The organism is Sulfitobacter sp. GN1-4, from assembly GCF_055693825.1.
In genome coordinates this window covers 1,917,168-1,943,330 of the sequence record NZ_JBVFUQ010000003.1, presented here as the reverse complement: position 1 = coordinate 1,943,330, position 26,163 = coordinate 1,917,168, and the positions used below count along the sequence as shown (strand labels likewise).

General features: G+C 60.5%; 25 protein-coding genes and 3 pseudogenes. 12 read left to right on the top strand and 16 right to left on the bottom strand.

The genetic code is table 11. The annotated features are described in order from the left end of the window. Positions 1–2 precede the first annotated feature (2 nt). A complete protein-coding gene (locus ACZ1HM_RS10125) occupies positions 3–332 on the bottom strand; it encodes a phage holin family protein (RefSeq protein WP_472742670.1) in 330 nt (109 codons plus the stop codon). 2 nt (positions 333–334) lie between these two features. Continuing rightward, positions 335–667: an ElaB/YgaM/YqjD family protein gene (locus tag ACZ1HM_RS10120; protein ID WP_472742669.1), complete on the bottom strand. Its 333-nt coding sequence runs from the start codon at positions 665–667 to the stop codon at positions 335–337. A gap of 159 nt (positions 668–826) precedes the next feature. Here ACZ1HM_RS10120 and ACZ1HM_RS10115 point away from each other — a divergent pair, with 159 nt between their 5' ends. The 3 genes from ACZ1HM_RS10115 (at position 827) to ACZ1HM_RS10105 (ending at position 1,998) form a co-directional block, all read left to right on the top strand. Further along, positions 827–1,189: an SUF system Fe-S cluster assembly protein gene (locus ACZ1HM_RS10115; RefSeq protein WP_472742668.1), complete on the top strand. Its 363-nt coding sequence runs from the start codon at positions 827–829 to the stop codon at positions 1,187–1,189. Between the two features lie 120 nt (positions 1,190–1,309). Then, positions 1,310–1,672, top strand: a complete 363-nt coding sequence (locus tag ACZ1HM_RS10110; protein WP_472742667.1) for a HesB/IscA family protein — start codon at positions 1,310–1,312, stop codon at positions 1,670–1,672. Next, entirely contained in the window at positions 1,669–1,998 is a 330-nt protein-coding gene (locus ACZ1HM_RS10105; RefSeq protein WP_472742666.1) for a TfoX/Sxy family protein, read from the top strand. The genes ACZ1HM_RS10110 and ACZ1HM_RS10105 overlap by 4 nt, the downstream gene beginning before the upstream one ends. 28 nt (positions 1,999–2,026) lie before the next feature. Here ACZ1HM_RS10105 and ACZ1HM_RS10100 read toward each other — a convergent pair whose 3' ends face one another. After that, the gene (locus ACZ1HM_RS10100) at positions 2,027–2,989 is read right to left on the bottom strand and encodes an isopenicillin N synthase family dioxygenase (protein WP_472742665.1); all 963 of its coding nucleotides are present in this window, start codon (positions 2,987–2,989) and stop codon (positions 2,027–2,029) included. Positions 2,990–3,114: 125 nt separating this feature from the next. Between ACZ1HM_RS10100 and tpiA the strand changes: the two genes are divergently transcribed. Then, positions 3,115–3,864: a triose-phosphate isomerase gene (gene tpiA, locus ACZ1HM_RS10095; protein WP_472742664.1), complete on the top strand. Its 750-nt coding sequence runs from the start codon at positions 3,115–3,117 to the stop codon at positions 3,862–3,864. Positions 3,865–3,982: 118 nt separating this feature from the next. Here the strand turns inward: tpiA and ACZ1HM_RS10090 are convergent, their stop codons facing one another. The 5 genes and pseudogenes from ACZ1HM_RS10090 to ACZ1HM_RS10070 form a co-directional block, all read right to left on the bottom strand. Beyond that, the gene (locus tag ACZ1HM_RS10090; protein WP_472742663.1) at positions 3,983–5,359 is read right to left on the bottom strand and encodes a TRAP transporter large permease; all 1,377 of its coding nucleotides are present in this window, start codon (positions 5,357–5,359) and stop codon (positions 3,983–3,985) included. 4 nt (positions 5,360–5,363) lie between these two features. Beyond that, positions 5,364–6,044, bottom strand: a complete 681-nt coding sequence (locus ACZ1HM_RS10085) for a TRAP transporter small permease (RefSeq protein WP_472742662.1) — start codon at positions 6,042–6,044, stop codon at positions 5,364–5,366. Between the two features lie 62 nt (positions 6,045–6,106). Next, positions 6,107–7,105 carry a DctP family TRAP transporter solute-binding subunit gene (locus tag ACZ1HM_RS10080; protein ID WP_472742661.1) on the bottom strand — a complete coding sequence of 333 codons (999 nt, stop codon included), beginning with the start codon at positions 7,103–7,105 and terminating at the stop codon, positions 6,107–6,109. Positions 7,106–7,340: 235 nt separating this feature from the next. Then, positions 7,341–8,566, bottom strand: a pseudogene (locus ACZ1HM_RS10075) (sigma-54-dependent transcriptional regulator). After that, complete coding sequence (locus tag ACZ1HM_RS10070; RefSeq protein ID WP_472742660.1) at positions 8,563–10,317, bottom strand: sensor histidine kinase; 1,755 nt, start codon at positions 10,315–10,317, stop codon at positions 8,563–8,565. The pseudogene ACZ1HM_RS10075 and the gene ACZ1HM_RS10070 overlap by 4 nt, the downstream one beginning before the upstream one ends. Positions 10,318–10,396: 79 nt before the next feature. Here ACZ1HM_RS10070 and ACZ1HM_RS10065 point away from each other — a divergent pair. Next, positions 10,397–11,577 (top strand): annotated as a pseudogene (locus tag ACZ1HM_RS10065) (cytochrome P450). Positions 11,578–11,617: 40 nt separating this feature from the next. Here the strand turns inward: ACZ1HM_RS10065 and ACZ1HM_RS10060 are convergent. Then, entirely contained in the window at positions 11,618–12,079 is a 462-nt protein-coding gene (locus tag ACZ1HM_RS10060; protein ID WP_472742659.1) for an Lrp/AsnC family transcriptional regulator, read from the bottom strand. A 141-nt stretch (positions 12,080–12,220) separates the two neighbouring features. Between ACZ1HM_RS10060 and cysG the strand changes: the two genes are divergently transcribed. The 6 genes from cysG to ACZ1HM_RS10030 all read left to right on the top strand — a co-directional run bounded on the left by cysG (position 12,221) and on the right by ACZ1HM_RS10030 (position 17,653). Continuing rightward, a complete protein-coding gene (gene cysG, locus ACZ1HM_RS10055) occupies positions 12,221–13,627 on the top strand; it encodes a siroheme synthase CysG (protein WP_472744594.1) in 1,407 nt (468 codons plus the stop codon). Beyond that, positions 13,627–13,926 (top strand): DUF2849 domain-containing protein, encoded by a 300-nt coding sequence (locus ACZ1HM_RS10050; protein ID WP_472742658.1) that lies wholly within the window; start codon positions 13,627–13,629, stop codon positions 13,924–13,926. The genes cysG and ACZ1HM_RS10050 overlap by 1 nt, the downstream gene beginning before the upstream one ends. Continuing rightward, a complete protein-coding gene (locus ACZ1HM_RS10045; protein WP_472742657.1) occupies positions 13,926–15,590 on the top strand; it encodes a nitrite/sulfite reductase in 1,665 nt (554 codons plus the stop codon). The genes ACZ1HM_RS10050 and ACZ1HM_RS10045 overlap by 1 nt, the downstream gene beginning before the upstream one ends. Then, on the top strand, positions 15,580–16,320 hold the full coding sequence (locus tag ACZ1HM_RS10040; protein ID WP_472742656.1) for a phosphoadenylyl-sulfate reductase: 741 nt from the start codon (positions 15,580–15,582) through the stop codon (positions 16,318–16,320). The genes ACZ1HM_RS10045 and ACZ1HM_RS10040 overlap by 11 nt, the downstream gene beginning before the upstream one ends. Further along, complete coding sequence (locus tag ACZ1HM_RS10035; protein WP_472742655.1) at positions 16,317–16,733, top strand: DUF934 domain-containing protein; 417 nt, start codon at positions 16,317–16,319, stop codon at positions 16,731–16,733. Before ACZ1HM_RS10040 ends, ACZ1HM_RS10035 begins: the two co-directional genes overlap by 4 nt. Positions 16,734–16,804: 71 nt before the next feature. Beyond that, a complete protein-coding gene (locus tag ACZ1HM_RS10030; RefSeq protein WP_472742654.1) occupies positions 16,805–17,653 on the top strand; it encodes a ferredoxin--NADP reductase in 849 nt (282 codons plus the stop codon). Positions 17,654–17,815: 162 nt separating this feature from the next. Here the strand turns inward: ACZ1HM_RS10030 and ACZ1HM_RS10025 are convergent, their stop codons facing one another. Beyond that, positions 17,816–18,790, bottom strand: a complete 975-nt coding sequence (locus ACZ1HM_RS10025) for a phasin family protein (RefSeq protein ID WP_472742653.1) — start codon at positions 18,788–18,790, stop codon at positions 17,816–17,818. Between the two features lie 199 nt (positions 18,791–18,989). Here ACZ1HM_RS10025 and infC point away from each other — a divergent pair, with 199 nt between their 5' ends. Continuing rightward, the gene (gene infC, locus ACZ1HM_RS10020) at positions 18,990–19,538 is read left to right on the top strand and encodes a translation initiation factor IF-3 (RefSeq protein ID WP_472744593.1); all 549 of its coding nucleotides are present in this window, start codon (positions 18,990–18,992) and stop codon (positions 19,536–19,538) included. A gap of 81 nt (positions 19,539–19,619) precedes the next feature. On the opposite strand, the gene ACZ1HM_RS10015 is transcribed toward infC, so the two are convergent. The 6 genes and pseudogenes from ACZ1HM_RS10015 to ACZ1HM_RS09990 form a co-directional block, all read right to left on the bottom strand. Then, on the bottom strand, positions 19,620–19,859 hold the full coding sequence (locus ACZ1HM_RS10015) for a hypothetical protein (protein WP_472742652.1): 240 nt from the start codon (positions 19,857–19,859) through the stop codon (positions 19,620–19,622). A gap of 153 nt (positions 19,860–20,012) precedes the next feature. Then, positions 20,013–20,804: an FAD binding domain-containing protein gene (locus tag ACZ1HM_RS10010; protein ID WP_472742651.1), complete on the bottom strand. Its 792-nt coding sequence runs from the start codon at positions 20,802–20,804 to the stop codon at positions 20,013–20,015. A gap of 122 nt (positions 20,805–20,926) precedes the next feature. Beyond that, a complete protein-coding gene (locus ACZ1HM_RS10005) occupies positions 20,927–23,290 on the bottom strand; it encodes a xanthine dehydrogenase family protein molybdopterin-binding subunit (RefSeq protein ID WP_472742650.1) in 2,364 nt (787 codons plus the stop codon). An 88-nt stretch (positions 23,291–23,378) separates the two neighbouring features. Beyond that, positions 23,379–23,864 (bottom strand): (2Fe-2S)-binding protein, encoded by a 486-nt coding sequence (locus ACZ1HM_RS10000; protein ID WP_472742649.1) that lies wholly within the window; start codon positions 23,862–23,864, stop codon positions 23,379–23,381. 107 nt (positions 23,865–23,971) lie between these two features. After that, positions 23,972–24,984, bottom strand: a pseudogene (locus ACZ1HM_RS09995) (molybdopterin-binding protein). After that, entirely contained in the window at positions 24,981–25,949 is a 969-nt protein-coding gene (locus ACZ1HM_RS09990) for an XdhC family protein (protein ID WP_472742648.1), read from the bottom strand. Before ACZ1HM_RS09990 ends, ACZ1HM_RS09995 begins: the two are co-directional and overlap by 4 nt. Positions 25,950–26,163 lie beyond the last annotated feature (214 nt).

Sequence of the window (26,163 nt, the reverse complement as noted above, 5' to 3'; positions counted from 1 at the left end):
CGTTACCGGCTGCTTCGGGTCTGCGCGCCTGCCTTGAGGCCGTGCATGAACGCCTCCATCAGCGCGGGGGCTTGGGTGTCCTGCGCCTTGGGGGCCGATGGGCCGGAGTTCGGCGCCTCGTGGCGCATGCGCGAAAGGCCGATGATGCACAGACCGACGCCTAAATAGGCGCAGCCGATGATCGTGGCCGCCTGCAACGGCGACAAGAGGGCGCTAAGCCCGATCCAGGCGGCGGCGGTTAAAAAACCGCCCCCGATCAGGCAGAGGAGCGTGCCCGCCGAGACCAAAGCGGTCCGGCGCACACCCTGCTCAACACGTTCAGTAATCGACATGATCAGGCTTTCCGTCCCCCGATCAGGCCCACCAGAAAACCGGCACCCGCGGCAACAGCCAGCGATGCGCCAGGGTGATCTGCGATAAAGGTCTTTGCCTCCCTTTGCGCCTTGCCAGCGGTCTGCGACAGACGTTCAGCAGTCTGGGCGGCGCGGTCTTGTGCGGCATCGGCCTTGGTTTCGGCCTGACGGGTCGTTTGCTGCGCCTTGTCCTCAACCAGCTGCGACAGGGTCTCTGTCAGCGCGCCAATGTCATCGCGCAGGATGTCCATCTGCTCGGACAGATCATCAACGGTTGGCTCTGTGGTGCGTGTCTTTTTCGATTTGGTCGCCATGGTGGTCTCCTTTTCGATTTGGGCCAAGGTTTTGGCCGGCGTTCCCTAAAGAAACGCAGCAGGCGGACGAGAGTTCCAAAAAGTTCCAGATCACTGCCGCCCCTAGACGCCCCCGACTGGGAACCCTATATAAAGCGTCGGATAAACGGAGAGGCTCCAATGACCGACCAGACCCCGCCGATGGAAGGCACACCACTGATTGCGCCCTCCAGCACGGACCATCCGCTTTATGAGCAGATCGTGGAAGCCTGCCGCACGGTGTATGATCCTGAAATTCCAGTGAATATTTATGAACTGGGGCTGATCTATACAATCGACATTTCAGACGACAACGCGGTTGCCATAAAGATGTCGCTGACCGCGCCAGGCTGCCCTGTGGCCGGTGAGATGCCGGGCTGGGTGGCAGATGCGGTGGAACCGCTGCCCGGCGTAAAACAGGTGGACGTCGAACTGGTGTGGGAGCCGCCCTGGGGCATGGACATGATGTCTGATGAAGCGCGGCTGGAGCTGGGTTTTCTCTGACCGGGCCACGTCGGAGCAAGCCGCACCGCAGATCCGTAAGACACGCACGGCAGCAAATCTGGGGCCTCAGGCTTGAGATTGCGACCGCCCCCCATTACCTTTTGATCAAAGGAGACGTCCATGTTCGGCATTCCAGGCAAGCAGGCGGTCACCATGACCCCCAAGGCGACAGCGCAGATCAGCAAGCTGATGGCCTCCGCAGGGCACGCGGGCTTGCGCATCGGCGTCAAGAAAGGCGGCTGTGCGGGCATGGAATACACCATGGAATACGTCGACGCCGCTGATCCCAACGATGAGGTTGTGGAACAGGATGGCGCGCGTGTGCTGATTGCGCCGATGGCGCAGATGTTCCTGTTCGGGACTGAGATTGATTACGAAACCACGCTTTTGGAATCTGGTTTCAAGTTCAACAATCCCAACGTGTCAGAGGCCTGCGGCTGCGGTGAATCGATCAAATTCGATGACGCGCTATTCGCTAAGTGAGCCTGGGCGCGTCCGATATCGCGCGCGTACATGAGCTTTTTTCTCAGATCGACATGCTTTCAACCCGCAAGATGTTTGGCGGGCTTGGCATCTATGCGGACGGTGTGATTTTCGCGCTGATGCGCTCAGATGGCGCGCTGCTGCTCAAGGCCCCTGCGGGCCCGTTTGCCGATGCGCTGGCCCGTCAGGGGTGCATGCAATGGACCTATGAACGCAAAAACGGTGCCCACTCCAGCATGCCATACTGGAGCCTGCCAGACAGTGCTTTGGATGATCCTGAGGAGGCCAACGCACTGGCCCAAGAAGCCTTGGCGCACCTACGCTAGGGCGGAGAGCCTGCCTGTGTCACGCCCCCTAGCCGTGCGGCCGCTCACCAACAGCCCCCGCTGCCCGCACAGCATCACTCAGCCCCGGCAGGTTTCTTTTGCAGATGGACATAAGTTTCCTCAAACCGTGCTGAGAGGTGATCACCCGCCTGAAGGGGTGCGGCCCCCTCAGGTGCCACATTCGTTTCATAGGCGGGGTTAAAGAACAACGGGACTGAGATCCGCTCATGGGCGCCCCCACCACACGGTGCGGCGTGGCCTGGATGATACCGCCGCTCCAGCTTTGCATCATCTCGCCAAAGTTGATCACAAAATCACCGGGCTCTGCCTGCACCGCAATCCATCCGCCGCCCCGCTTGCGCACCTCAAGCCCCGGCGCACCGTCCGTCGCCAACAGCGTCAGACAGCCGTAATCAGTATGCGTCGCAATGCCAAAATCCTTGGCCCCAGCCCAAGCGGGACGCGTCGGATAATAATTCCCCCGCAGCAAGGCCATTGGCACGTCAAAGGCCCCTTCAAAGACATCCGCCGAAATCTCAACCGCTGCTGCGACACCGCGCAACACATCCATCGCAACCTCACAGGCATCGGTGTAATAGCGGGCAATCACCTGGTGAAAGGCGGCAGGCGTGTCCGGCCAAAGGTTGGGTGCATAAAACTGCAACGCCGCGCGCGGATCTTCTGGCGGCAGCTCAAAACCGCAATCAAAAAACTGTTTGTAATCGGGGTTGGCATCGGGATCGACCTGCTCAGATCCAGGCGCGCCCCAGCCACGGTTCGATCCGGTGCGCGCCATGTCATAGGGGCGCTTTTCCGCCTCCGGCAGGTAGAAAAACGCGCGATAGGTCTCAATCACCTCTTTGACCCGCGCAGGCGTCAGTGCGGTGTTGGTGATGGTGGCAAAGCCAATATCGGTGGCCGCAATGCGCATCGCCGCAAGCGCCTGGGGGTCCTGTGCGCGCAGCTCTGCAAGATCGATGCGTGGAATCATTGGCCGGCTCCTTGGTCCATGAGGCGCAGGGTGTACCAGCTTGCCAATGTGATCTGAACCCCGGTCATTTGCCTTGCCGCAGGTGGAATGCTACGCCTGCCCTACCGCATGAAAAAGGAGCACCCATGGCCCGGAAGATCGCTGCAGGGAACTGGAAAATGAACGGCACGCGCGCGGCCCTGTCAGAGTTGGCCGCGCTTGCAGATGCGCTGCCCGCAGAGCCGCCTGAGGTTGTGATCTGCCCCCCCGCCCCGCTGCTTTTTCGTGCCGCAGAAGCGACAGCGCAGGTTGGCATCGCGATTGGCGGACAGGATTGCCACGCCGCAGCCTCTGGTGCTTTTACGGGCGATATCTCTGCCCAGATGATCGCCGACGCAGGTGCCACCTATGTGCTCGTCGGGCATTCTGAGCGGCGCGCGGCCCATCATGAAACCGACGCCGACGTGCGCCGCAAGGCCGAGGCCGCTCATGCGGCGGGGCTGACGGCTGTGATCTGCATCGGCGAAGAGCTTTCAGAACGCGAGGCGCAAAACACGCTGGCCATCATCGGCGGGCAATTGGCCGGATCAGTGCCCGATGGGATCACCGCAGAAAACACCGTCATCGCCTATGAGCCGATCTGGGCCATTGGCACGGGCAAGGTGGCCGCGCTGCCTGACATCATCGAGGCGCATGATTTCATCCGCGCTGAGCTTACCGACCGTTTTGGGGCGGATCTGGCGGCGGGCATTTCTCTGCTCTACGGCGGCTCGGTGAAACCAGACAACGCCGCCACGATCTTTGAGGCCGCGAACGTCGATGGCGCGTTGGTGGGCGGGGCCTCGCTCACCGCGCAGGACTTCGCCCCCATCATCACCGCGCTGGCCCAAAGCTAGCGCCCTACACCACCTGCCTCAAACGCAAAGGGCGCAGCCTTGGCGCGCCCCTCGCTTCATCTTTCCAATACAACTTACATCCCACAGCCGCCCCAAATGCGACGGCTGCGGAGTGCGGCTATTTGGTGATGATCTCCGGCCCCATCATCAAGGTCGGCAACCAGGTGCTGAGGAACGGAATATAGGTCACCATAATCAGGAACAAAAACAGCACCGCCAGGAACGGCAGCGCCGCTTTGACCACATTCATCATTGGCATATTGGCCACGCCCGACGTCACAAATAGGTTCAAGCCCACCGGCGGTGTGATCATCCCGATCTCCATGTTCACCACCATGATGATGCCAAGATGGATGGGATCAATGCCCAGCTCAATGGCCACAGGAAAGACCAGCGGGGCCACAATCACCAACAGGCCCGAGGGCTCCATAAACTGGCCCCCGATCAGCAGGATCACATTCACAATCACCAGGAACATGACCGGGCCAAAGCCCGCCTCCAGCATCGCAGCGGCGATCTGTTGAGGGATCTGTTCATCGGTCAGCACGTGTTTGAGGATCAACGCATTGGCGATGATGAACATCAACGTCACCGTCAGCTTGCCCGCTTCAAACAGCGTGTCGCGCGTATCGCGGTGAAAGAACACGGTCAGCAATGCCTGCGGCTTGCGCAACAAGGAGATGTTCTGGCCCTCACCCGCCACATGCAACGGTCCCATGTCGCGGTACACAAAGGAGGCGATGAAGAACGCATAGACCGCCGCAACCGCCGCGGCCTCCGTTGGGGTAAAGATACCGCCATAGATACCGCCCAGGATGATGACGATCAAAAACAGCCCCCATCCGGCTTCAAATCCGCTGCGCCGCACCTCTTCCCAGCCGCGCCATTCGCCCTTGGGCAAATTGCGCACCTTGGCGATGACATAGATTGTCACCATCAGCATCAAACCGGCCAGCAATCCCGGGATCACGCCCGCAAGGAACATCCGGCCCACCGACACATCCGTGGCTGAGGCGTAGACGACCATCACAATGGACGGCGGAATAAGGATGCCAAGGGTGCCCGCCACGGCGATGACACCTGCGGCAAAATCCTTGGTATAACCCACCTCACGCATGCCGACGATCACGATGGAGCCGATGGCCACCACCGTCGCGGGCGATGAGCCGCTCAGCGCGGCGAAGAGCATACAGGCAAAGACACCGGCAATTGCCAGCCCGCCGGGCAAATGGCCGACAAGCGCGATGGAGAAGCGGATGATCCGCCGCGCCACGCCACCTGTAGACATGAAAGACGAGGCCAGGATGAAAAACGGGATCGCCAGTAGCGTGTAATGCCCCGCCATCGCCTGAAAGAACGACTGCGCAATAGAGGCCAGCGAGGTATCGCTGAGGGCGAGCAAAAACACAGTGGAGCTAAGGCCCAGGGAGATCGCGATCGGCACACCGATCAGCATCAGCCCCACGACCATTGAGAAAAGAATGACGACTTCCATGGGGCTATTTATCCGCGTTCATGTGTTTGACGTCTTCCAGCGCGTCTTCAACTTCGTGGCTGACGATGAAACCGTTCTGCCGGCCCTGGATCACTTTGATCACGGCCTGAACGAACCGCAGCAAGAGCAGCGCCGCCCCAAAGGGCAGGATCGCATAGGGAATGAAACGGGGCAGTTTTTCATAGGCCTCGCCTTCGTTCATCAGCGGCTCGATAAAGCGCAGCCATTCAGGGATCGGCGTATCGATCACCTCATACCAGGCCTGGTCACGGCTGTTTTCAAACCCTGTTGGGAACCACCGGCCCGAGGTGGCATCAAGGCCTGCAAAAGGCGCCCAGTAATCCCACGCGCCTTTCAACAAAAGTGCCGCGTAGATGATACAGATCAGTCCCGCAATGATCGCCAAGACTCTGCGTGGACCCGCTGAGAACAGATTAACCACAGCATCCACGCCTAGATGCGCTGTCATCTTGACCGCATAGGACATGCCAAAAAGCACAAGCCAGGCGAAGAGAAACGTGGTGACTTCCAGACCCCAGATCAGGCCAGTGTTAAACCCGTAGCGCAAGACCACGTTGATAAAGGTGATGATGGTCATCAGCCCCAGCAGGATCGCGATGGCGGTCTCTTCGATCTCGCTCACGATCCGTCCCAGGCCGGTTTCAGGCCGGTGTGACGCAGACATGCGGTCTCCTCCTCCCCCAAAGGAAAGCGACGGCCCGGTGGGGGCCGCCGCGATGGTCGCAATTATGAGCTGCTGGCGTTGATCGCCTGTGCCGCGTCGATGTTTTCCTGACCCACATCATCCAGGAACTGGTCCCAGACGGGCTTCATCACATCGACCCATTCCTGACGCTGCTCAGCCGTCAGGCTGCGCACCACGCCACCGGCGTCGATGATAGCCTGCTTGGCTTCTGCGTTGACCTTGGTGGATTCTGAGTTCCGCGCCTCGGTCACCTCAGCGACGATGGTCAGGAACTGCTCACGCACGTCGGCGTCCAGGCTGTCGAGCCAATCAACAGATGTCACAACCAGATAGTCGATGATGCCGTGGTTGGTTTCCGTCACACCGTCCTGCACTTCGAAGAATTTGCGGCCATAGATGTTGGACCAGGTGTTTTCCTGCCCGTCCACAACGCCGGTTTGCAGCGCGCCATAGACTTCGGAGAACGCCATCGGCTGGGGCGAGCCGCCCATGGCAGCCATTTGCGCCTTCAGCACGTCAGAGTTTTGAACACGGAACTTCAGACCATCCGCATCTGAGGGCGACACCAGCGGCTTGTTGGCAGACATCTGCTTCATGCCGTTGTGCCAGAACGCCAGACCCTGCAGGCCACGGCGCTGCATGCTGTCTTTCATCGCCTGCCCGGTTTCAGAGCTTTGGAAGGCGTCCACCGCGTCAATGTCTTTGAACATGAAGGGCAGATCGAAGATGCGGAACTTTTTGGTGAACTGCTCAAACTTAGACAGCGACGGTGCCGCCAATTGTACGTCGCCCTGCAGCAGCGCTTCGAGCACTTGGTCGTCGTTATAAAGTGTGGAGTTCGGGAAAACCTCAAGGCAGGCTTTGCCGTTCATTTCCTCGTTCACGCGGCTTTCCAACAAAGAGGCGGCGATGCCTTTGGGGTGTTTGTCGGTGTTGGTAACGTGGCTGAACTTGATGACGATTTCGCCATCGTCACAGGCTGCTGCCACAGCGCCAGCAGAAACGGTCAGGGCCAATGCGGCCGCAGTCAGGAATTTCATGATGTCTCCTCCCAGAGCATAGAATCGATTTCGGCAGGTAGCCCTGCTCTGATGATATCAGAAGCCGGGTGGGCGCCCCCTACAAGGCTGGGAGTGTAGCGGCAAAGCAGAAAGCTTTTTGTTGATGTAGATCAATACGCTGCAAGCATTTTATCACGTTTCACTTTCACCGGGCCGCATTTCATTGTGCGAAATTCCGCACAGTCCTGGGGCGTCTTGTGCGGATTTCCGCACACTACCCTTCGCGGAAGGCCTCAGGGCGGATGCCGTAACGCGCCAGCTTGTCATAGAAGGTCTTGCGCGGCAATTTCAGCGCCTCTGCTGCCGCAGCCGCCTGGCCTGAGGTGCGTTTGAGCGCGGCTTCCAGCAAGGACCGTTCAATCATCGACATCTGTTCGGCCAACCCCAAAGAGGCATCTGGTGCCACTGCATCGGGCAAGCCCATCACAAAGCGCATCGCCACCGACATCAGCGAGCGGGCGTTGCCCGGCCAATCGCGCGCCATCAGCGTGGCGACCACTTCGGGCGTGACCTCAGGGGCGGTGAGGCCTGCTTGTTCAGCGGCCTGGCCCACATAGCGGCGAAACATCTCTGGGATGTCCTCGGGGCGCTCCGCCAATGAGGGCACGCGCACGCTGAGCGCTTCGAGGTGGTAATAAAGATCGGCGTTCAAGCGGCCCGCCTGCACCTCTGCGGCCAGATCACGGGTGTTGCCAGCAATCAGGCACACCGCGTTCCGCCCCCCTCAGACAGTGCCAGCTGGCTTTGCGCAGGCAGGTAAGACAGCTCATCCAGAAAAAGCGTGCCGCTTTCTGCCTCCTCCAGTGCCCCTTGCAGCTCAGCAGGCGTCAACCCAGCAGCGGCGCGTTTGACAAAGGGCGCTTTCGAACGCGCAGAGCTGAGATGGATCACCTCAGCCACCTTGGAAATGCCTGAACCGGGGGCGCCAGTGACCAAGGCATCGCCTTCGGTTTGGGCCACGATACGCACCTGCGCCCGCAGCGCTTCGGCAAGATCTGAGGTGCCAAAAAGCATCCGCGCGGCAGGATCACCGGTTTCCACAAGATGCCGCAGGCGGCGGTTGTCCAGCACCAGCGCGCGGGTCTTCAGGGCGCGTTCCAATGCGCCGATCAATTCCTTAGGCGCGCAGGGTTTTTCCAAAAACCCGAAAGCGCCTTTGCCCATCGCATCCACGGCCATGGGAATATCGCCCTCACCCGTCAACAAGATCACTGGCAAATCGGGGTCTTGTTGGCGCGCGTAGGATAACAAATGAAAGCCATCGCGCCCCGGCATGCGGATGTCTGACAGGATCACGCCATCGAAATCAGCGGTGATCCTGTCTTTGGCCGCCACGAATGAACTGGCCGGGATCGGGCTGAGGTCTGCCAGTTCCAACGTTTGGCTTAGCGCTTCGCGCACCGCAGCATCGTCATCAACCAAAAGCACCTGTCCCGTCATGCCGCAGCAGCCTCTTGCGGGGCCGGATCAAGCGTGACGGTAAAGACCGCGCCGCCTTCGGGACGATTGGTGCCTTTGATCTGGCCCCCAAAGCTTTGCACGATGCCGTAACTGATCGACAGCCCCAGCCCCATGCCCGCCACGTCATCGGCCTGTTTGGTGGTATAGAACGGATCAAAGACCTTATCTGGCATCTCAATTCCCGGCCCTGTATCGGAAAACTCAACGGTGACGGTATCTCCGGCCATGACCGCGATGGTCAAGCGTTTCTCAGCGCTGCCGCGCATGGCGTCGGCTGCATTGGTGATCAGGTTCACAAAAACCTGGCTCAGCCGCACCTCACCGCCGCGCACCCAGATTTGCTGATCGGGTGCGGCAAAGGCCACTTCGACGCCTGCGTCCGCCACCCGTGTACCCGTCAGTTCAAGCGCAGAGGTGATGACCGCGCCCAGATCAACACGGTCCTGGGGGCGGTTTTCCTGACGGGCAAAGGCGCGCAGGTTCTGAATGATCCGCCCCATGCGCCCCGCCATGTCTGAGATACGGTCCAGGTTTTCCCCCGCCCGGTCCGGCGCATCGCGTTCAATGAACTTCACCGCATTTTCAGCAAAGGACCGGATCGCCATCAACGGCTGGTTCAGCTCATGACTGATGCCTGCTGACATCTGCCCCAGCGCGCTGAGCTTGCCCGCCTGCACCAGATCGTCTTGGGCTTTGCGCAACGCGGCCTGCGCCTCTTCCCGCTCTGCCCCTTCGCGGCGCAAGGAGGCATTGGTTTCGCGCAAGGCCTGGGTGCGTTGGGCCACACGTTCTTCCAGCAGCTCATTATCACGCGCCAGCGCACGGCGCCGTTCGGCGGCCAAAAACAACAAAGAGCCGAAGGCAAGGCACAGGGCGGCGACCGCCAGCGCCTGTGCCAGGGCAAGCGCGCGGGTCTGGCTGACGTCCATCAACACCTCCCCCGTCATCCCGATGACCGGCAGATCCTGCGTCAGATGCAACGCATCGCGCGGCAGGTAAGGGCCCCATCCGATTGACCAAATCTCATGCTGGCCCAGCATCATGGCCGAAAACGGGGGCGGCGCGCCGGTGGGCGGGATCAGCCCCGCACTGCCCGGCGGGCGCTGCCAGAACAAAAGCTCTGAGCGGTTGGCGATGAAGACCTCACCACTATAGTCGGTAAAGAAGGTCGCCGGGGTGGTGCCGCGCCAGTTATAGTCAATCCGGTTCAGATCAGCGATCACCACCGTGGCCCCCACCACCTGACCGCCCTCTCCGAAGATCGGCGCGGAATGAAAAAACGCACGCCTGGTTGCCGGTTTGGCATGCCCGTGGCCCCGTCCCAAAGCGCCTCTGAGCGCGCGACGCACATGCGCCTGCCAGGCCAGATCAATGGGCACAGTATCCTGGCCCGAGGCGACAACCTTTGCGTTGCCGTCCAACACCAGCACATTCAGCGCGCCGGTTTTATCGGCCACATCCAAGAGCAGGTCAGCCGTTGGCGGTGTGGCCCCTTCCTGCAAAGCCAGGGTGATCTGCGGGTGGTCGGCCAGCAACACGGCCAGATCGCGGTAGCGTTGCAGCTGTCCGACAATCCGGTCCCCCGCCAGCGCCAGATCCGCCTGCCCACGGGAGGCCAGCTGCGTCAGCCCCTGATCATAAGCGTAGCGCCAAACCCCAGCCGTCAACACAGCGACCACGCCCAGAAAGGCGAAGACGTAGAGCGCGCGTTGACGAAAATCCCGTGTCATGCCCCCAGTTTGCCCAAGCCCTCTTGCGAAGGCCAGCCCTATAGGGTTGCATGCGCCAAAACCCCGGTGACCCGCTGCGATGAAGACACTGCACCAATCCCCCCTTGATCCTGCTTTTGTGCAAGACCCCTACCCGTTTTATGCCCAGGCCCGCACGGAGGGGCCTGTGGTTTTCTGGCAGGATTACGGCATGCTGGCAGCTTTTGACGCGGCCACCGTGCAGGCGCTTTTGCGCGACCGCCGGTTGGGCCGTCAAAAGCCTGCGCATCTTATGACCCCGGCACCTGTGCATCTGTCAGACTGGGCCGCAGTGGAGGCAACATCGCTGCTGGATATGGAGCCACCCCGGCACACGCGGCTGCGCAGTCTGGTCTTGCGCGCCTTCACCTCGCGCCGGATCAAGACCTTAGCGCCCGACATCCAAGCGGTTGCAGCCGATTTGCTGGCGGGGCTGCCCAAAGACAGTTTTGATCTGATCCCCGCCTTTTGCACCGAACTGCCCGTGCGCATCATCGCGCGGCTTTTGGGCGTGCCCGAGGAGATGTCAGGCGATCTGCTCAGATGGTCCAACGCCATGGTTGCGATGTACCAGGCCGGGCGCTCCCCGCGATTGAGAAGGCTGCGAACAAAGCCAGCCGGGACTTCTCGGGCTTTTTGCGGGGCTATATCGACCAAAGGCGCAATGACCCGCGCGATGATCTGATCACAGAACTGATTGCCGCCGAAGAGGACGGTGCCAAGCTTAGCACTGATGAACTGATCGGCACCTGCATTTTGCTGTTGAACGCGGGGCATGAGGCGACGGTGCATAGCATCGGCAATGCCGTGAAATGTCTGCTTAGCCACAAAACACCGCCCGCAGCGCTTGGTCCTGACCGGATTGAGGCCACGGTGGAGGAGCTTTTGCGCTATGACCCGCCGCTGCATATGTTCACGCGCTACGCCTATGAGGACATCGCGCTTGGCGATGTGACGCTGCACAAGGATCAGGAGATCGCGCTGATCCTGGGGGCTGCGGGGCGCGACCCTGCGGTTTGGAACGCGCCGGACAGCTTCCAGCCGGACCGCGCTGCCAAGCCGCATGCCGCTTTTGGCGGTGGGCTGCATTTCTGCGTCGGCGCCCCCCTGGCGCGGATGGAGCTACAAATCGCCCTGCCCGCGCTTTTCAAACGTTTGCCCAAGATGCGCCTGAGCGAGCCGCCGCTTTATGCGATGTCCTATCACTTTCACAAACTTGATCGGTTGATGATCACGCCGTGACGCGGCGCGGGGTTTTGGAGGGAACATCGCCAATGGCACCTCAAAGCGGCAAAGCCACCGTTGATTTAATCTCTTCCATCGACAAAAGCGCTGTGACGTTGTGCACCCGCACCTCTGAGATCAGCGCCTGATAAAAGGCATCATAGGCGCGTGCATTGGCCACGCGCACTTTGAGGATATAGTCGATGTCACCTGCCAGCCGGTGTGCCTCTTGCACCTCGGGCCGGTCGCGCAGCGCCTTAAGAAACCGCGCCTGCCAATCTGCTTCATGCTCTGAAGTGCGGATAAGCACGAAAAAGCACGCCTCAAACCCCAGCGCCTCGGCATCCAGCATCACGGTCTGTTGGCCAACCACGCCCGCTTCGCGCAGTTTCTTGATGCGATTCCAAACCGGCGTCTTGGATGAGCCGACATTCTTGGCAATTTCATCCAAAGACTGGCTGGCGTCACGCTGAAGCTCTGCCAGAATTTTCCGGTCTGTGGCGTCAATGCGGATATTCATTCGCAATCCTTCCCTTGTGGCGGCCTGTTGTTCCAAACCAGCGCAGAGCCGGAACATATGTCCTTATCTGCGCAAGCATATGGCCCATTACCGGAACAATTTCCTATATTGAAGACAAGAAATTCAAACATGGGCCGTCTTATGGAACATTTTCCGATCTTCCTTGCCACCAATGGGCGGCGCATTGTGGTCTCTGGTGGGGGCGATGCCGCTTTGGCCAAACTGCGGCTGCTCCTTAAGACGTCCGCGCGGATCACCGTTTTCGCAGCCAATCCCGCGCCCGAGATTGTGACCTGGGCCAGTGATCAGCGCCTGACGCTGGTGGCGCGCGCCTTTGATTATGGCGATACGATCTGCGCTGCGTTGTTTTATGCCGCCAATGAAGATGATGCCGAAGACCGCCGCACTGCCCGTATCGCGCGGTCCGAAGGCGCGCTTGTGAATGTGGTGGACAATCTGGCAGACAGCCAATTCATCACCCCCGCGATTGTGGACCGTGATCCTGTGACCGTGGCCATCGGCACTGAAGGGGCCGCCCCGGTGCTGGCGCGCGCGATCAAGGCGGATCTGGAAGAACGCCTACCCACAGGGCTGGGCACGCTGGCCCGGATCGGCAAGGCGTTTCGCAGCGCAGCCAACGCCCTGCCCTTTGGCCGAGCGCGGCGGGATTTCTGGCGGGACTATTACTTTGACGCCGGCCCCAAGGCGCAGCGCAGCGGTGACGCCCATGTTGAACCGGCCCTCAACGCGTTGCTTGACGCCCACCTCAACCGCGCGGGCCGTCCCGGCCATGTGGCCTTTGTGGGCGGCGGTCCGGGCGATCCTGAGTTGCTGACGTTGAAGGCGCGCCGCGCCCTCGATGAGGCGGATGTGGTCATCTATGACCGGCTGATCACCCCTGAGATCCTTGAGCTGGCGCGGCGCGAAGCGACGATGATCGATGTGGGCAAAGAGGCCTACGGCCCCGCCACACCACAAGATGAGATCAACGCGCTTTTGGTCGAACATGCCGGGAAAGGTGCCCGGGTGGTGCGTTTGAAATCGGGCGATGCCACGATCTTTGGCCGCTTGGACGAAGAGATTGAGGCGCTGGATGCCCATGGTCTGGGCTGGCACATCGTGCCGGGGATCACTGCCGCGTCGGCCTCCGTGGCGGCCATCGGGCAGTCGCTGACACGGCGCGGGCGCAATGCCTCGGTCCGCTTTCTGACCGGGCATGACATGAAAGGCTTTGCCGATCATGACTGGGCCGCGCTGGCCAAACCCGATGAGGTGGCAGCGATCTACATGGGCAAGAAATCGGCGCGCTTTGTCCAGGGCCGGTTGCTGATGCATGGTGCTGCGCGCAGCACGGCTGTGACGGTCATTGAGAACGCCTCGCGCCCCGATCAGCGGGTTCTTTCCACCACGTTGGGAGAGATGGCCGAGGATTTGGCGACCGCCGCGTTCACAGGCCCCGCGCTCACCTTCTACGGGCTCGCCCCGCGTGCCGCGGCGGCAGCCCTTCCCGACACCCCCCAAACGATCCTCAAAGAGGAGATGGCCTGATGCCCAAGAAGCCCTTTACGCCCAAAGTGATCACCGCCAATGCCCTGCTGGAGGGCGATGTGGTCTACCTGTCCGGCACCGACTGGACCCGCGATTTGCGCGCCGCAGATGTTTTGACCGATGAGGCGGACGCAGATCTGCGCCTGATTGAGGCCTCCGCCCAAACGGCCACCGTTGTGGGCGTTTATCTGGCGGATGTGCGCGTCGAAGACGGCGTGCCCCACCCCACCCATTTTCGCGAAGAGTTTCGGGCCACCGGCCCGTCCAACTACGCCCACGGCAAACAGGAGCGTTTGTGATGTACCACTACACTGATTTTGACCACGCCTTCCTGAAAGAGCGCAACGCGCAGTTTCGTGCGCAGGTGGCCCGCCGGATCGACGGGTCATTGACCGAAGACGAATTCAAGCCGCTGCGCTTGATGAACGGGCTCTATCTGCAGCTGCATGCCTACATGCTGCGCGTGGCCATTCCTTATGGCACGCTGAATGCAGCACAGATGAACCAACTGGCGATGATCGCGGACAAGTGGGACAAAGGGTACGGCCATTTCACCACCCGGCAGAACATCCAGTACAACTGGCCTGAGCTGCGCGATGTGCCTGACATGCTGGATGCGCTGGCAGAGGTAAACCTGCACGCCATCCAGACCTCTGGCAACACCATCCGCAACGTGACCGCAGACCACTTTGCTGGTGCTGCCGCCGATGAGGTGGCAGACCCCCGCCCGGTCGCTGAGCTGATCCGGCAATGGTCCACCGACCACCCAGAGTTTCAGTTCCTGCCGCGCAAGTTCAAGGTTGCTGTGACCGGTGCCGAGGCGGACCGCGCGGTCATCAAGGCCCATGACATTGGCCTTCAGATCGTGCGCCGGGAGGATGAGATCGGGTTCAAGGTTATCGTGGGCGGCGGTTTGGGCCGGACGCCGATGATTGGCAAAGTGCTTTATGACTTTGTGCGCCAGGAAGACCTGTTGCCCACCCTGGAAGCCATCGTCAGCGTCTACAACCTGCTGGGACGGCGCGACAACAAATATAAAGCGCGCATCAAGATCACCGTGCATGAAAACGGGATTGAGGATATCCGCGCCCGTGTGGATGCGCGTTATGCCCTGATCCGCGATCAGTTTGACGGCATTGACCAACAAATGCTGGCGCGGATTGAAGCTGATTTCGCCCTGCCCACTTTCAAGACCGCTGACACCGCGCCTTATGACAGTGCCTACCAGCATGATCCGGTGTTCCGCAGCTGGGCGGACACCAATCTGGCCGCACACCGCAACCCGGACTATGCCATTGTCTCGATTTCGCTGAAAGCACATGGCAAAACGCCGGGCGATGCGACATCGCGGCAGATGCGGCTGATGGCGGGGCTTGCTGAACGCTATGGCCATGATGAGCTGCGCATCAGCCATGAGCAAAACGTGATCCTGCCCCATGTGCACAAGGGCGATTTGCCCTCTGTCTACTACGCGCTCAAGGCCGAAGGGTTGGGCACAGCCAACATCGGGCTGATCTCTGACATCATTGCCTGCCCGGGCATGGATTACTGTGCGCTGGCCACGGCCCGCTCCATCCCCATCGCGCAAGAAATTGCGACGCATTTTGATGCGCTCAAGCTGGAGCATGACGTGGGCCCGCTTAAGATCAAGATCTCGGGCTGCATCAATGCCTGTGGGCACCACCATGTGGGCCACATCGGTATTCTGGGCCTCGACCGTGCGGGGGTGGAGAACTATCAGATCACGCTGGGCGGTGACGGCACAGAAGACGCGCAAATCGGTGAACGCGCAGGCCCCGGCTTTGCCGCTGAGGAGGTCATTCCAGCGGTGGAACGTCTGGTCATGGCCTATCTGGAGCTGCGCACAGACCCTGGCGAGACCTTCCTGCAAACCTACCGCCGGCTTGGCCTTGCCCCGTTCAAGGCCGCTCTCTACCCCGAGGCGCAGGCGAATGCCGCTTGATACCCCTCCCCCAGCGCCGGTCGTCCACCGCGTTGCCCGTCTGAACGTCCAGCTGCGGCATCACGCAGCCTATGACGTGATCCGTCAGGCGGCAGATGCGGTGCCACGGCTGGCGCTGGTATCAAGCTTTGGCGCAGAGTCTGTCGCTCTTTTGCATTTGGCAAGCCGGGTGAAGAAAGACCTGCCGGTCCTCTTCATTGATACGGAGATGCTGTTTGCTGAGACGTTGGCCTATCAGCAAGAGGTGGCAGCAACGCTGGGGCTGCGCCGGATTGAGGTTATCCGGGCGGCGGATATCGCGGCCGCGGACCCCGACAACCTTTTGCACCGCCGCGATCCTGATGCCTGCTGTACGCTGCGCAAAACCCGGCCCTTGGCCGCAGCCCTACAGGGCTTTGATGGTTGGATCACGGGCCGCAAGCGGTTTCACTCAGAGGGGCGCGCGAACCTGGCACACTTTGAAGTCGAAGACGGAGAGACTGGCCGGATCAAGGTCAATCCCCTGGCGTTTTGGTCGCGCGAGGACGTGCAAGATTACATCGAAGAAAACAACTTGCCCCGTCACCCGCTGGTGGCGCGCGGCTATCCCTCCATCGGATGTGCGCCTTGCACCAGCCCGGTGGCTGCGGGCGAAGATCCACGCGCAGGCCGGTGGCGGGGGCAATCCAAAGACGAATGCGGCATTCATTTTGTGAACGGCAAAATGGTCCGCCAAGGAGCAAAGACATGACACAACTGATCAATGACACAGGCTTTGTTGCCGATGATTGGACCCACGGCTTTTGCGCCCAGGGGGCCGCGAATGATTGCCGCGCTTTGGATCTGGCCTCAGATGCGCAGCCTGAGGACGTGGATTTGACCACAGGGCTTGAGATGATCCGGATTGATTTCCCCTCAGCCGCAGATGGGCGCGGATTTACCATCGCGCGTGCCCTGCGCCTGCGCGGCTTTACAGGCCGGTTGCGCGCACACGGCCATGTCATTGCGGATCAATACGCCATGGCCCGCCGTGCGGGGTTTGATGAGGTCGAAGTCCCTGATGACATCGCCGCCCGCCAGCCCCAGGACCAGTGGCAGTTCCGCGCCAACTGGCAAGCGCACGATTATCAGGCACGACTGCGCGGCACAGCCGCTGCGACCTAAGCACTGATTGCGAAACCTTTCCCCATCCCTTAACAGTTAGGACACGAGGACGGCCCTCGTGTACATGAAACATGACAGAGCACACCCCTGTGAACACCCAATCCGCAAAGCCCGTTCCCACCCTTCCTGATGCGCAGACCGTCACGGCTGTGAAGCATTGGACGGACCGTCTGTTTTCGTTCCGCGTGACGCGTCCCGCGTCGTTGCGCTTTCGCTCGGGCGAGTTTGTGATGATCGGCCTTATGGGTGATCCCGACCCCAAAACGGGCAAGCAAAAGCCGCTGCTGCGCGCCTATTCCATCGCCTCGCCTGCATGGGATGATGAGTTGGAGTTCTATTCGATCAAGGTCCAAGACGGCCCGCTGACCTCAAAACTGCAGCACATCCAACCCGGCGATCAGATCATCCTGCGCCCCAAGCCGGTGGGCACCCTGGTGCATGATGCGCTGCTGCCCGGCAGCCGCGTGTGGTTCTTTGCGACGGGCACAGGCTTTGCCCCCTTTGCTTCATTGCTGCGCGAACCTGAGACCTATGAGAAATTCGATGAGGTCATCATCACCCACACCTGCCGCGACGTGGCAGAGCTGGATTACGGCAAAGAGCTGATCGCAGATCTGAAAGCCGATGAGATGATGCATGAGCTGATCGGCAAAGAGAACCTGGACAAGATCCGTTATTACCCCACCACCACCCGGGAAGAGAGCCCCAAGATGGGCCGCATCACCACGCTGTTAGAAGACGGCACAGTGTTCAAGGATCTGGGGATTGACGGGATCAACGTGGAAAATGACCGCGCGATGGTCTGCGGCAGCCTTGATTTCAACAAAGACATCATGGCGATTTTGGAAGGCTTTGGGCTGGAGGAAGGGGCGAACTCCGATCCCAAACACTTTGTGATTGAGAAAGCCTTTGTAGGCTAAGGCGTTGGTCGTGACGGGATATGGACGATGGCTGAAAGATAATATCTTTCAAAACCTTGTTCCCACTTCTTAAGATCAGACCACCAACCTTGTAGACATGAAAAAGCCGCGTCAGGGTGTCCTGGCGCGGCTTTGTTTTGGCCTCTTATGAGGGGATCGGATTTAGAGGTTCAATGCTTCGCGGATCTTGGTCAGCAGCTCTGAGAGAAGCTCAGGATTGTCCTGCGCGGCCTGCAAGCCTTGCGTCAGGGTTGTTTTCTGCAGCGTGCCCAGATCAGAGCCTTCGATCATCTCTGTCACCTTGCCCAGGTCAAAGCCGTCCAGGGTAAGCAGTTGATCCACCATAGAGGTCGCTGCCTCTTCGGTGCCTTCTGCCGCAGCTTCCGCCGTCTCGGCGACCGCGTCGGTTGCTTCTTCGGTGGTTGTTGCGGCCTCTTCCGTGGCTTCCGTTGTCGCTTCGGTGGTTTCAGTCACGGTTTCCGTGACCGTTTCTGTAGCCGCCTCAGTGGCCTCAGTCGCGGTTTCAGTGGCAGCGTCTGTCGCCTCAGTCGCTGTTTCAGTCGCCGTGTCCGTGGCCTCAGTCGCCGTCTCAGTCACCGCTTCGGTGGTCTCTGTGACCGTTTCTGTCACAGCATCCGCGGCCTCAGTCGCCGTTTCTGTGGCCGCATCAGCCGCATCGCTTGCTGCTTCTGTCGCCGCATCCACCGCCTCACCTGCGGCTTCTGTTGTGGCGTCCACGGCGTCAGACACCGCCTCTGTTGTGGCCTCAACCGCCTCACCTGCGGTCTCTGTCGCCGCGTCAACGGCATCGCTGGCCGCTTCTGTTGCGGCATCTACCGCGTCACTTGCCGCGTCTGCCGCGTCCGTGGCGGCCTCAGTGGCCGCATCCACCGCACCTTCTGCGGCCTCCGTCACGGTCTCAGCCGCTTCTTGCGTGGCCTCTACAGCCTCTGCCACTGTTTCCTCGGCCGCTTGCACCACGTCACCAGCCGCATCGCTTGCGGCCTCCAACGCCTCAGGCGCATTGACCGCTTCGGCGGCCTCATTTGCAATCTCTGTGGGTGATTTACCGGTAAAGAGCATATAGCCCCCCAGCGCGATGATCACTGCCACGATAAGCCAAATCAGATTTCTCATGTCGGTCCCCTTATTCAATTGGGCATCTCGCCTGGTCCAGGCTGCCCGTCTGGGAGTCAGATGCGCGTCAGGCCAAAAAGGTTCAAGGGGGAAATTTTGCGTCGCATCGTCTATCGGCGACATTTAGCGGCTTGAAGATAACACGCCGCGCAGCTAGTTTGGCCACTCAAGTTTTGAGAACTATTAAAGGAAAACCACCATCGCTCGCAGACCCCACAACGCGCCGCCCCAACGGGATACCGGCCCGCGTGTCAACGACAACATCCGCTCCTCTGAAATCCGCCTGATTGGTGCTGACGGTGAAAACGTCGGCGTTGTAACGCCCGCACGGGCCATGGACATGGCCGAAGAAGCAGGGCTCGATCTGGTTGAAATCTCACCCAACGCCAATCCGCCCGTCTGCAAGATCATGGATTTTGGCAAGTTCAAATATGAACAGCAAAAGCGTGAATCCGAGGCCCGCAAGAAGCAAAAAGTTATTGAGATCAAAGAGGTCAAGTTCCGGCCCAATACCGATACCAATGACTATGACGTGAAAATGCGCAATGTGTTCAAGTTCCTTGAGAACGGCGACAAGGTCAAAGTCACCCTGCGTTTCCGAGGCCGCGAGATGGCGCACCAGAACCTGGGGCGTGAGCTGTTGGAGCGTGTTGCCGAAGACACCAAGGAACACGGCCGGGTGGAGAACTTTCCCAAGATGGAAGGCCGCCAGATGGTCATGCTGATCGGACCGCTGCCCACTAAGTGAGCGGGTCCAGCAAGGACGCCTTGCCCGATCGCTGATGAAACCCCCGCCAGTCCGCGGGGGTTTTTGTTTGCCGCGCTGGCCTCAGGCCCGCAAGATGCGCTGCCAGATCGTGCCACCTGCGTATTTCCGCCCGGCCCAGAAATAAGCGAAGATGGCCACGAACAACGCCAAGGCTGGCAACCCGTTCAGCTGAAATCCATTTTCAGTCAGCCCGCCCGTCAACGCGCCAATGATGTAGCCAAGAATGAAGAACGCCGTGATAAAATCCAATATCGCTGCCACGATGATGCGCCAGCGCGCAACGGGTGTTTTTGTGCTCATTGCCGTCTCTTTTCTAAAATATCTGTCAAGAATGGCTGCAGGCTACCATCCAAGACCCCAAACCGCCAAATGCCGCGCCAAAACATAAAAAAGGCCGCGCCCGATGGGGCACGGCCTTGGGTCTTAGGGTCAGGACCCTAGAATGCGCGCGGATCAAGCGATTGCGGCAACCGCCCGCTTGGTCATCACGCCGCACAGATGGGCACGGTAAGCGCCTGTGCCGTGCAGATCGCTGATCATGTCATCCCCACTGAGCGATAGCCCCTCCAAAGCCGCTGCGTTGAACGCACCATCCAGCGCCGCCTCAGCCTCAGACCAGCGGAACACACCGTTGTTGGACGCACCGGTGATCGCCACACGCGTGCCCCCGGCCGTCTTGGCCACAAAGGCCGCCACCAGCGGGAAACGTGACGCAGGCTGCAAGATCTTCTCATAATGCGCCGCGGTGGGGATTGGGAATTTCACCTCCGTGACGATCTCACCTTCTTCCAAAGCCGTGTCGAACATGCCCTGGAAATAATCATCCGCCGCAATCTCCCGCTTATTGGTCACAATGGTTGCACCGGACCCCAGCGCACCGGCTGGATAACAGGCAGAGGGATCATTGTTGGCAATAGAGCCGCCTATCGTGCCACGGTTGCGCACCGCCGGATCGCCAATGCGCGCCGCCAATCCGGCAAGCGCGGGATAATGCGCCGCCGCTTCGCGGGCCACGGTGGCATGGGTTGTAGCCCCGCCAATGCACAACATGCCGTCATCCGACATGCAGACCCCTTTCATCTCATCAATCCCGGTCAAAGACACCAAAACCGACGGCGCCGCCAACCGCGCCTTCAGCGTTGGGATCAATGTCTGGCCGCCGCTTATGGGCTGCGCTTCTTCTCTGCCCATGGCCGCCACCGCATCAGAGATTGTGCTGGGCCGCTCCACATCAAAGTTATACATCGTCTTTCCTTTCCAGCAGGGCCGCCCTCATCTTTTGACGCGCGCCCCCTGCTTCATCTTTCCAATACAATTCCGGGGTCCGGGGCAGAGCCCCGAAATCCCCCTAAGATCAAGCCGCTGGGTCAGCTGTTCATCGCCGCCCATACCCGCGCAGGAGACATGGGCATATCAATATGCGTCACGTCCTTGCCGCCTGAGCGCAACGCGTCGATCACCGCATTCACCACCGCCGGAGGTGAGCCGATGGCCCCTGCCTCACCGCAGCCCTTCACCCCAAGCGGGTTGTGCGTGCAGGGTGTCTGACAGGAATGGTCGACGTCATAGAACGGCAGGTCTGCGGCACGTGGCATGGCGTAGTCCATGTAGGACGCGCTCAATAGCTGGCCGTCGCTGTCATAGACGCAGTTCTCCAACAGCGCCTGGCCAATGCCCTGCGCCAAACCGCCATGCACCTGACCCGAGACAATCATCGGGTTGATGATGTTGCCAAAGTCATCCGCGGCAGAGAAGCTCTCAATCGTCACGGCACCCGTATCGGGATCCACTTCCACCTCACAGGCATAGGCCCCAGACGGATAGGTAAAGTTCGCCGGGTCATAGAACGCGGTCTCTTCCAGGCCGGGCTCAATATCCTCAAGCGGATAGTTATGCGGCACATAGGCGGCCAGGGTCACATCGCCCCAGGCCACGGATTTATCCGTGCCCGCAACTGAGAATGCGCCGTCCTTCAGCTCAATATCCCCCTCAGATGCCTCAAGCAGGTGGGCGGCAATCTTCTTCGCCTTGGCGATGATCTTTTCGGTCGCCCGCACCATGGCCGATCCCCCCACCGCGATGGAGCGCGAGCCATAGGTGCCCATGCCCATCGGCGTCTTGGCGGTGTCACCGTGCACGATCTCAACCATGCCCTCGTCGATACCGATCATCTCGGCCACAACTTGCGCAAATGAGGTCTCATGCCCCTGCCCGTGGCTGTGGCTGCCGGTCATAACAACCAGACCGCCAGTGGCATTGACCCGCACCGTGGCACTTTCATAAAGCCCCGCACGTGCGCCCAATTGGCCCACCAGGTTCGATGGCGCGATGCCGCAAGCCTCAATATAGCAGTTCACGCCAAAGCCGCGCAGCTTGCCCTTGGCCTCAGATGCCTTGCGACGTGCTTCAAATCCAGCCTTATCAGCCATCTCTTCCAGCTTATCCATCGTCGCCACATAATCCCCGGTGTCATATTCCACCGCCACAGGCGTGGCGTAGGGGAACTCGGTGATAAAGTTCTGACGGCGCAGCGCAATAGGATCGACCCCCAATTCATGTGCCGCTTTGTCCACCAGACGCTCCAACTGATAGGTCGCCTCGGGACGGCCTGCGCCGCGGTAGGCATCCACAGGCACGGTATTGGTAAAGACCGCTTTGACGTTCACGTAAATCAGCGGCGTTTTGTAGTTACCTGCCATCAGCGTGCCGTGCAGCCATGTGGGCACTGACGGCGCAAAGGTCGACAGATAGGCGCCCATGTTGGCGTAGGTATCTGTACGCAGCGCGGTAAAGTTGTTTTCCGCATCCAGCGCCAATTCGATCTTGGTCACGTGATCGCGGCCATGGGCGTCAGAAATAAACGCCTCCGACCGGCTGGAGGTCCATTTGACCGGACGGTTCAGCGCCTTGGCTGCAAATGTGCAGAACGCCTCTTCCTGGTAGTGGAAGATCTTGGTGCCAAAGCCGCCGCCCACGTCAGGGGCCACAACCCGCAGCTTATGCTCAGGAATGCCCAGCACGAAGGCGCCCATCAACAGGCGGATCACATGCGGGTTCTGTGAGGTGGTGTAAAGCGTGCTGTCATCGGCGGATTTGTCATAATCCCCAACCGCCACGCGCGGCTCCATCGGGTTTGCCACAAGCCGGTTGTTGGTCAGCTCCAAGGTGGTGACATGCGCTGCGTTGGAAAATGCCTCATCCACAGCGCCCTTGTTTTCCTCAACAAAACCCCAGTCATAACAAAGGTTTGACGTCAGATCATCATGCACTTTCGGCGATCCATCCTTGACCGCTTCTTTCATGTCGACCACAGCGGGCAGTTCCGCGATATCAACCTCAATCGCTTCTGCCGCATCGCGGGCCTGTTCATAGGTTTCGGCCACAACAGCAGCAATCGGTTCGCCCACATGACGGACCTTGGCCTGTGCCAGGATCGGATGGCCCGGTTCCTGCATTGGCTGTCCATGCTTGTCGGTGACCTGCCAACCGCAGGGCATGCCGCCCACGCCTTCGAAATCAGAACCGGTAAAGATCTTCAGCACGCCGGGCATCGCAGCCGCAGCCGCCGTGTCCACAGTGTTGAGCGTGCCATGCGCAATATCCGAACGCAGAAAGTGCACATAGGCCTGTCCGCGCAAGTTAATGTCGTCTGTGTAATTCCCATTCCCGGTCAAAAACCGGACGTCTTCGCGCCGCTTGCTGCTGGCACCAATGCCGCTGTCCTTTGGCATAAACTTCCTCCCTGGGTCGGGTACAGCTGCTGCTGCCCCTTTTTCTAATTTACCTTGGTGACCGCCATGGGCGGTCGGAATTCAGAAATTATTCGGCTGCAATCGCGCTGACGTCCTGACCAGATGCGGCCATGATCGCCTTGACGATGTTGTGGTATCCTGTGCAGCGGCAGATATTGCCGTCGAGGTAGTGACGGATTTCGTCTTCGGTCGGTTTTGGGTTTTCTTTCAGCAAGGCCGCTGCCGACATCACCATGCCCGGCGTGCAGAAACCACACTGCAATCCGTGATGATCCTGGAAAGCCTGCTGGATCACATTCAGCGATCCATCCGCATTGGCCTGTCCTTCGATGGTCTCCACGGTTGCGCCATCCGCCTCAACCGCCAGCATCGTGCAGGCCTTTACCGCTTCGCCGTTCACATGAACAACGCAAGCGCCACATTGGCTGGTGTCACAGCCGATATGCGTGCCCGTCAGTTCCAAATCTTCGCGCAAAAATTGTGCCAGCAACGTTCGGCCTTCAACGTCGCCAGACGCAGCTTTACCGTTCACGGTCATTTTGACCTGGGTCATGTCGTCCTCCCTGGGTTTTCTTATTGAAAACGAGTTAAGCACGCAGAAGGACAGTTGAGAACCATAAAGTTCAATGATTTCAGATGTGGCACCTTATGTCGCAAATCCTAAGCAGGGCGTTCGCCCTTGCCACGTTGGCCCCGTCTGGGCTGCGGACGGGTTGGAATTTCTTTCAAAAGCCCCCCAACGCCCATGCCCGCAATATCATCCCCCGTGACCGGCACGCCGCAGACCACGCGGGACAGCACCCAATCGGCCCCATTGAGCGCAGGAGCACGCGCACAGCCCGGCAGGCCAATCACGTCCTTACCCCCCAAATGCCCCAGAAACAGCAGATTGCCAGGATCCACCGGCATGCCAAAGCGGGTCACCTGCCCGCCTGCGGCGCGCAGCGCGCTGGGGGCCACATCATCAATGTCTGAGGTTGCAGAGCCTGTCAGGATCAGGATCAGATCGTCAGGGGCAGCCGCAATCGCCTGAGCCAGCGCCTCAGCCCTGTGTGGCACCCGTACCGTCTGGGTCAGCGCCACATCAAGCGCCCGCAACCGCCCCTCAATCGCTTCTTTGCCCTTGTCGCCCACACCGCCCTCAATATCGGTGATGATCAGCGTCGCACTGCGGATACGCGGCGGATGAAAGCGCATTGAGCCAGGTCCTGCACAGGCAATCGCCTCTGCCAGCGCGGTTTCAGGAACAGCATAGGAGATGATCTTGATCGTCGCGATCATCCCGCGCTCAGCCATTTGTTGCCAGGGCGGCACGGTGGCGATCGTGATCATCGGATCAATCCGGTTCACCGCTTCGAGTGCGGCAACATCCAACGCCACCACTCCCGGCCCTTGGGCCAAGATGTTCACCCGGCCCGTGAAGGCGGGAGTGGCCTGCATGCCCGTGGCTTGCCCCAGAACGGCAGCCGCCAGGCGCTGAGCTGCAACATCCTCAGACACATCGCCGGGATCCAGGGCCGCCACGACAACTTCTTGCACATCCGCGCGCGATAGGGCCGCGACATCCGCCGCCGTCAACACCCTGCCCTTGCGCAGCCGCCCCCCGGGACCGCAATGGAATGCGCCAATACCGCGCCTTCGGCTGCCGCGAGGGGGACCGCGCCAAACTTCATCCTTGCCGCAACCTTTGGATCATTTCCGCCAGGATCGACACCGCGATCTCTGCCGGGCCTGCCGCGCCAATATCAAGGCCAACAGGACCGTGGATGCGGGCGATTTCAGCCGCATCAAACCCTGCGGCGGTAAGCCGTTCGACCCGCTTGGCATGGGTCCGGGTGCTGCCCAAAGCGCCGATGTAGAAACAATCGCTACGCAGCGCGACCTCCAGCGCCGGATCATCCAACTTGGGATCATGGGTCAACAACACCACCGCCGTGCGGCTATCCACCCCGATCTGGGCCAAGGCCTCATCCGGCCATTCCTGCGACAGCTCCGCATCGGGAAACCGCGCGGCAGACCCAAAGGCCGCCCGCGGATCCACAACAAACGGATCAAAGCCTGCGCGGCGCGCCATGCTCACCAAAGCCTGGGCGATGTGCACCCCGCCAACAATCACCAAGCGCAAAGGCGGGTTGTGAATGCCCACAAAGGTCTTGCCATCTGGCTCCACACCGGACCGGTCCATTCGAAACCGCTCGGCATGGCCCTGCGCCACCAGCGCCCGGTGCGATCCATCCAGCGCCACCTCATAGGCCACCGGGGTGCGTGCGGCCCGGGCCGCCACCAGATCGCGCAACATGGCAACCGGCATGCCCGCCTCGCCCACCGGCTCCACCAGAATGCGAATGGTGCCGCCACAGGCCAGCCCGACCGCGAAAGCATCATCATCGCTGACGCCGTATTCCAACACGCGCAGCCCGCCTGCCTCCACCAAATCCAGCGCCTCCAGCACCACCGCGCCCTCAACACAGCCCCCTGAGACGGAGCCCTCCATCGCCCCGTCGCCTGAGACGACAAGCTGCGCGCCCACCCGGCGCGGGGCCGAACCCCAGGTCTCAATCACCGTGGCAAGGGCCGCACCTTTGCCGGCCTCCACCCATGCCAACGCCTGTTCCGGCGCACCCATCCGCTCTTGCATATGTCCTCCCCAGTTCCATCGGGCCGGAGCCGCCATCGCATGGGGCGAACGAGCCTGCGGGATGGCCGGGGATCCGGGAAAATCGCCGAGGGACCCGCTTGCGGGAGACGGCTATTTTCCTTGATGCCCGGACAGCACGCAGGCACGACCGGTCCATGTGAAGGCGGCTCTGAGCCCATCGGGACGGTGAGCCCAGAGCACCCTTTCCTAAATA